The organism is Kitasatospora putterlickiae (assembly GCF_039527695.1).
GTDB classification, from domain to species: domain Bacteria; phylum Actinomycetota; class Actinomycetes; order Streptomycetales; family Streptomycetaceae; genus Kitasatospora; species Kitasatospora putterlickiae.
Genome location: NZ_BAAAKJ010000342.1, coordinates 437 through 7,309, shown reverse-complemented (window position 1 = coordinate 7,309; position 6,873 = coordinate 437). Strand labels below are relative to the sequence as shown.

5 protein-coding genes are annotated in these 6,873 nt (G+C 72.9%); 4 read left to right on the top strand and 1 reads right to left on the bottom strand.

Annotation, left to right across the window (positions count from 1 at the left end; genetic code table 11):
- Both ABD308_RS31855 and ftsY read left to right on the top strand, forming a co-directional pair.
- The coding region (locus ABD308_RS31855) for an AAA family ATPase (RefSeq protein WP_344342807.1) at nt 1–1,065 on the top strand (1,065 nt) is incomplete at its 5' end.
- Between the two features lie 66 nt (nt 1,066–1,131).
- Nucleotides 1,132–2,337, top strand: a complete 1,206-nt coding sequence (ftsY, locus tag ABD308_RS31850) for a signal recognition particle-docking protein FtsY (RefSeq protein ID WP_344342803.1) — start codon at nt 1,132–1,134, stop codon at nt 2,335–2,337.
- Between the two features lie 311 nt (nt 2,338–2,648).
- Here ftsY and ABD308_RS31845 read toward each other — a convergent pair whose 3' ends face one another.
- Nucleotides 2,649–3,320: a bifunctional DNA primase/polymerase gene (locus ABD308_RS31845; protein WP_344342800.1), complete on the bottom strand. Its 672-nt coding sequence runs from the start codon at nt 3,318–3,320 to the stop codon at nt 2,649–2,651.
- A gap of 591 nt (nt 3,321–3,911) precedes the next feature.
- Here ABD308_RS31845 and nsdA point away from each other — a divergent pair.
- Nucleotides 3,912–5,366, top strand: coding sequence for a transcriptional repressor NsdA (nsdA, locus tag ABD308_RS31840; RefSeq protein WP_344342797.1), 1,455 nt, complete (start codon nt 3,912–3,914; stop codon nt 5,364–5,366).
- Between the two features lie 223 nt (nt 5,367–5,589).
- Nucleotides 5,590–6,873 (top strand): ammonium transporter (locus tag ABD308_RS31835; RefSeq protein WP_344342795.1); only part of this gene is annotated, 1,284 nt, incomplete at its 3' end.

Sequence of the window (6,873 nt, the reverse complement as noted above, 5' to 3'; positions counted from 1 at the left end):
CGCCGCCGGCGCGTCGAGCACGAGGCCGCCGTCGCGCTCGGCGTGGCCGCCGGCGCCCGGCAGCTGCTCGCCTGCCTGGAGGTGTCGCTGGCCCGCGCGGACGCCGAACGGGCCGCCGTCGAGCAGGCGCGGGCGGCGCGCGAGGCGGAGCTGAAGGAGCACCGCGAGCACGGGCGCGCGCTCAAGGACGAGCTGGACAAGCTGGTCGACGCCGGGCACCGCGACGAGGTGCTGCGGGCCGAGAAGCGGCTGCGGATCGAACAGCTGGAGAGCCGGGCACTGGAGGAGTTCGGCATCGAGGGCTCCGAACTGCTGGCCGCCTACGGGCCGGAGCAGCTCGTCCCGCCGTCCACGCCGGAGGAGGGGCAGGAGCCGGGGGAGCCGCGCCCGTACGTCCGCGCCGAGCAGGAGAAGCGGCTGCGCGCCGCCGAACGGGCCCACCAGCAGCTGGGCAAGGTCAACCCGCTGGCGCTGGAGGAGTTCGCCGCCCTGGAGGAGCGGCACACCTTCCTCGGCGAGCAGCTGGACGACCTCAAGCGCGGCCGGCGCGACCTGCTCGACATCGTCAAGGACGTCGACCAGCGGGTCGAGCAGCTGTTCAGCGCGGCTTACCACGACACCGCCGCGCAGTTCGAGGGCGTGTTCGCCCGGCTGTTCCCGGGCGGCGAGGGCCGTCTGGTGCTCACCGACCCGGAGTCCATGCTGACCACCGGCGTCGAGGTGGAGGCCCGCCCGCCCGGCAAGAAGGTCAAGCGGCTCTCGCTGCTGTCCGGCGGCGAGCGCTCGCTGACCGCGGTGGCGCTGCTGGTCTCGATCTTCAAGGCCAGGCCCAGCCCGTTCTACGTCATGGACGAGGTCGAGGCGGCGCTGGACGAGACCAACCTGCGCCGGCTGATCGCGATCATGGAGGAGCTGCGGGAGAGTTCCCAGCTGATCGTCATCACCCACCAGAAGCTGACCATGGAGTCCGCCGACGCCCTCTACGGGGTGACCATGAAGGGCGACGGCATCTCGCAGGTGATCAGCCAGCGGCTGCGGGAGGAACAGAAGGAGCGGCGGCCCTGACCCGTCGGTGATCCACTTCACCACCTGCGGTTCACGCGGACCGGTGTCGCGGATACTGATGGGGTTATGGAATACGTGATTCTTGCCGTAGTCATCGCGGTGGTCGCCGTCGGAGCGATCGCCGGACTCGTCGTTTCCGGCAGACGACGCCAGCAGCTGCCCCCGAAGTCGCAGGCGCCGGTCATCACGGCGCCCCCGACCCCCCGCGAGCCCGCCGTCGGCGAAGAGGCCGCGCCGCCGACCGAGGAACCGCGCCGCACCGTCGAGGAGGTCAAGCTCCCCGAAGCCGAGGCCGAGGTCGAGACCGTCCCCGAGACGGTCGAGGAAGCCCCCGCCATCGAGGTCCCCGAGCCCACCGCCGGCCGCCTGGTCCGGCTGCGCTCGCGGCTCTCCCGTTCGCAGAACTCGCTCGGGAAGGGCCTGCTCTCGCTGCTCTCCCGCGAGCACCTCGACGAGGACACCTGGGAGGAGATCGAGGAGACCCTGCTGACCGCCGACGTCGGCGTGGCCCCCACCCAGGAGCTGGTCGAGCGGCTGCGCACCCGGGTCAAGGTGCTCGGCACCCGCACCCCCGACGAGCTGCGCGGCCTGCTGCGCGAGGAGCTCGTCGGGCTGATCGGCGAGGACTCCGACCGCACCGTGCGCTCCACCAAGCACGAGGAGGGCCCGGCGGTCGTCCTGGTCGTCGGCGTCAACGGCGTCGGCAAGACCACCACCACCGGCAAGCTCGCCCGGGTCCTGGTCGCCGACGGCCGCAAGGTGGTGCTCGGCGCGGCCGACACCTTCCGCGCCGCCGCCGCCGACCAGCTGCAGACCTGGGGCGAGCGGGTCGGCGCGCGCACCGTGCGCGGGCCGGAGGGCGGCGACCCGGCGTCGATCGCCTTCGACGCGGTCAAGGAGGGCATCGCCGAGGGCGCGGACACCGTGCTGGTGGACACCGCCGGGCGCCTGCACACCAAGACCGGCCTGATGGACGAGCTGGGCAAGGTCAAGCGGGTCGTCGAGAAGCACGGCCCGGTGGACGAGGTGCTGCTGGTGCTGGACGCCACCACCGGTCAGAACGGGCTGATCCAGGCCCGGGTCTTCGCCGAGGTGGTCGACATCACCGGCATCGTGCTGACCAAGCTGGACGGCACGGCCAAGGGCGGCATCGTGGTGGCCGTCCAGCGCGAGCTGGGCGTGCCGGTCAAGCTGATCGGTCTCGGCGAGGGTGCCGACGACCTGGCGCCGTTCGAGCCGGGCGCGTTCGTGGACGCGCTGATCGGGGACTGAGCACCGGCCGGTGCCACCGATGAAGGGTCCGCTCCCGCAAGGGGCGGGCCCTTCGGCGTACCCGGCACGGGCCGGAGGCCCCCCGCCCCGAGCCGAAGGGGCGCGCCGGTGCCGAAAGGGAGAAGGGTCAAGCCGCCGACGGAGGAGGTGGCGCCGTGCCCGCCGACCGTCGGCGCCGGGTTGGAGCGCCCCGGAGGCGAGCGGGCGAGTAGGAGTGAAGGGTCAAGCCGCCGACGGAGGAGGTGGCGCCGTGCCCGCCGACCGTCGGCGCCGGGTTGGAGCGCCCCGGAGGCGAGCGGGCGAGATCACAGTCACGCGATCCAGGCGGGTTCCCGGGTGCGTTCGCGGCCGCGGTGGCAGGCGTAGGCGAGGGTGCCGAGCAACAGTCGGGCCTCGGGGGGGCAGCCGGCGTTGTCGCGGGTGGGGCGGCGCAGCCAGCGGACCGGGCCGAGGCCGGCCAGCACGGTGGGCGGCGCGGCGACGAAGCTGCCCTCGCCGTGGCAGGTGAGGTCGAGCGCGGCGTCGTCCCAGCCCATCCGGTAGAGCAGGTCGGGCAGCCGGCGGGCGGTGCCCGGCGCGACCAGGAACTGCAGCCGCCCGGTGGGCGCGGCGAGCACCGGGCCCACCTGGGTGCCCATCCGCTCCAGCCGGACCAGCGCCTGCAGGCCGGCCGGCTCGGGCACGTCGAGGACGTCGAAGGCGCGGCCGGTGGGGAACAGCACCGAGACGTCGGTGCCGGGACGGTCGGCCGGTCCGATGCCGGGGACCGGGTGCAGGCCGGGGGCGGCGCAGCGCGGCGCACCGCAGTGGCAGCGGTCCGGGGTGGTGGCGGTGCGGGCCGGCTCGCCGACGACGACGGCCCAGCCCCACCGGCCGGTGTACTCCGCGGCAGCCTGGTTCGCGGTGGCGCGGGTGCGGTTGCGCGCGCCCAGCGGCGCCCGCCGCAGGTGCCCCAGTCGAAGTACGCCGAACAGGTTGTCCATGCCTCCCCCAACAGGATGTCGTTGCCGATGGTTACGGGACGGTGACTGTGTGTTGTTTTTCCTGTGCGTGGTGCGTGGTGCGGTGGCGGCGCGCAGCGCGCGGTGTGCGCCAGTTGCCCTGATGCGCCTCGTGCGCCGCCTTGTGGCCGGCGGTGCCGATGCCGGATCGTCTGTGCGCGGGAGGGCTGTCGGTCGGTGCGGGTGCGAAATCCGCCTGTGGCGGCGGCGGTTCGCCTGAAAAGCCGGGTGCCGTCGGGGACTTGGCGGCCCGCATATGCCGGGCCGTCGGGACTTCCTAGTGAACCGTCTGCCGGCACGGTTCGGTTCACTCCTGGGGGTGGCGAAAGGTGGCGTTTCGCCAGGGCCGCTCCCCGGGGCGGTGCGCGGGGCGTTACGTTCAGCACACGGGCCTCGTCGGGGAGTCCGCTCCGGGCCATGCCGGGCCGGGAGTTGGGAAGCTGACGGTTCGTCCGCCGCGGCGGTGCCGCGGTCCGGTACGAGCGGTCCGGTACGACACGTCTGGTAAGAGCCCGCAACCGTCGGGCGGTCACGATCGGGGCCCCGGGGCCCGGGCGGGATGGGGACGGACCCATGGCAGAGAAGCAACCCAACGAGAAGCTGACCACGTGGTTCGCCCGTAGCGGCTGGTCCAAGGGGGAGTTGGCCCGCCAGGTCAACCGCCGGGCCCGGCAGATCGGGGCCCACCACGTCTCCACGGACACCTCGCGGGTGCGGCGCTGGCTCGACGGCGAACAGCCGCGCGAGCCGATCCCCAAGATCATGTCGGAGCTGTTCTCCGAGCGGTTCGGCTCGGTGGTCTCGATCGAGGACCTCGGCCTGCGCGCCGCCGTGCCGGTCTCCACCGTCGGCGGCGGCGTCGACCTGCCGTGGAGCGCGCCGCAGACCGTCCAGCTGATCAGCGACTACTCGCGCAGCGACCTCATGCTCAACCGGCGCGGCTTCCTGGGCACCTCGCTCGCCCTGACCGCCGGTGCCGCGCTGATCGAGCCGATGCAGCGCTGGCTGGCGCCCGGCCCCACCGGTGCGCCCACCCCGATCCTGACCGCGGCCAACGGCGGCGAGCCGTTCACCGGCCGGCTCTCCGAGCCCGAGCTGGAACTGCTGGAGCAGACCACCGTCATGTTCCGGCAGTGGGACGCGCAGAACGGCGGCGGCCTGCGCCGCAAGGCCGTGGTCGGCCAGCTCCACGAGGTCACCGACCTGCTGCAGGAGACCTACCCCGAGCAGACCACCAAGCGGCTGTTCCGGCTCACCGCCGAGCTGGCCCACCTGGCCGGCTGGATGTCCTACGACGTCGGCATGCACCCCAGCGCGCAGAAGTACTACGTGCTGGCGCTGCACGCCGCCAAGGAGGCCGGGGACCGCCCGTTCGGCGCGCTGATCCTCACCGACATGAGCCGGCAGATGATCCACCTCAACCGGGGCGAGGACGCGCTGGAACTGATCCACCTCGCCCAGTACGGCAGCCGGGACACCGCCACCCCGCGCCAGCAGTCGCTGCTCTACGCGATGGAGGCGCGCGCGTACGCCACGATCGGCGAGGTGAACCGGTGCGCCCGGGCGATCCGGCTGTCCGAGGACACCTTCACCGACATCCGCGAGGGCGACGGCGATCCGGACTGGCTGAAGTTCTTCTCCCCGGCCGAGCTGAACGCGGAGAACGCGCACTCCTTCCGCGACCTCGCGTACCACTCGGACAACTCCGAGCTGTACGCCTCGATGTCGGCGCCGGTGATGGAGCGCGCGGTCGACCTGTTCCGGCAGGACGGCGACCACGTCCGCTCGTACGCCTTCAACCTGGTCGGCATGGCCAGCGTGCACCTGTTGCAGAACGAGCCGGAGGAGGCCGCGGTCTTCGCCGAGCAGGCGGTGGACATCGCGACCAAGGTCCGCTCCGAGCGGCTCAACTCGCGGGTCCGCAAGACCACCGAGGCCGCCGCCGCCCGGTTCAAGGGCGTGGACGCGGTCAGCCGGCTCAAGGAGCGGGTGGTCCAGGACATCCCCGAATACGTCTCGGTGGTCTGAGCCCCCACCGCGACTCCCCTCACCGACCGTGCCGGCCGCCGACGGCACGGTCGGTGCCGCGTTCACGCGGGTGTAACCCGGCCGTCGCCCTCGTCACGGTGGTGAAACACCGGACCGCATCGGCCGAAACCAGCCTTCGGCACGCTCCTGGTCAACGCCGACGCCCCGGGTGCACGGGACAGGGACCCGGGTGCGGATCGGCTTCCAGTCAGGAGGAGAGCCGATGCCGGACGGCTTCAGCGCGGGCGACACCGCCTTCGTACTCATCAGCGCGGCCCTGGTCATGGTGATGACCCCGGGGCTGGCGTTCTTCTACGGGGGGATGGTCCGGGCCAAGAGCACGCTGAACATGCTGGCGATGAGCTTCCTCTCGCTGGGCGTCGTCACCGTGCTGTGGGTCCTCTACGGCTACTCGCTCAGCTTCGGACCCGACGCGGGCGCCGGCCTGATCGGCAACCTGGACTTCCTCGGGATGCGCGGCGTCGGCCTCACCGACCTCACCGGGACGATCCCGGTGACGGCGTTCTCCGCCTTCCAGTTGATGTTCGCGGTCATCACCCCGGCGCTGATCAGCGGGGCGATCGCGGACCGTGCGAGATTCGCGGCCTGGGGCCTGTTCGTCGCGCTCTGGGCGACGGTGGTGTACTTCCCGGTCGCCCACTGGGTGTTCTTCTTCGACGGTGGTCACGGCGGCTGGCTCGGCGACCGCAACGGCGTGATCGACTTCGCCGGCGGGACGGCCGTGCACATCAACGCCGGGGCCGCGGGCCTGGCGCTCTGCCTGGTGCTCGGCAAGCGGATCGGCTTCCGCAAGGACCCGATGCGGCCGCACTCGCTGCCGCTGGTGATGCTCGGCTCCGGGCTGCTCTGGTTCGGCTGGTTCGGCTTCAATGCCGGCTCGGCGCTGGCCGCCAACGGCGTCGCGGCGATGGCCCTGCTCAACACCCAGGTCGCGACCGGCGCCGCGCTGGTCGGCTGGCTGGTCTTCGAGCGGCTGCGGCACGGCGCGTTCACCACGCTGGGCGCCGCCTCCGGCGCGGTGGCGGGCCTGGTGGCGATCACCCCGGCCTGCGGCTCGGTCTCCCCGCTCGGCGCGGTGGCGATCGGCCTGGCCGCCGGTGCCGCCTGCGCGGCCGCGATCAGCCTCAAGTACCGCTGGGGCTTCGACGACTCGCTCGACGTGGTCGGTGTGCACGCCGTCGGCGGGGTGATCGGCTCGCTGCTGGTCGGCCTGTTCGCCACCGGGACGGTCGGCCAGAGCGCCAGGGGGCTGTTCTACGGCGGCGGGCCGGCGCAGCTCGGCAAGCAGGCGATGGGCGTGGCGGTGGTCGGCGTCTACTCCTTCGTGCTCTCCTGGCTGCTGGCCAAGGCGGTCGACCGGCTGATCGGGTTCCGGGTCGCCGAGGAGGTCGAGGTGGCCGGCATCGACCAGGCCGAGCACGCCGAGTCCGCGTACGACCTCAGCGCGCTGGGCTCCGGCCTGGGCCGGACGGCCGCCCCGGCCGTA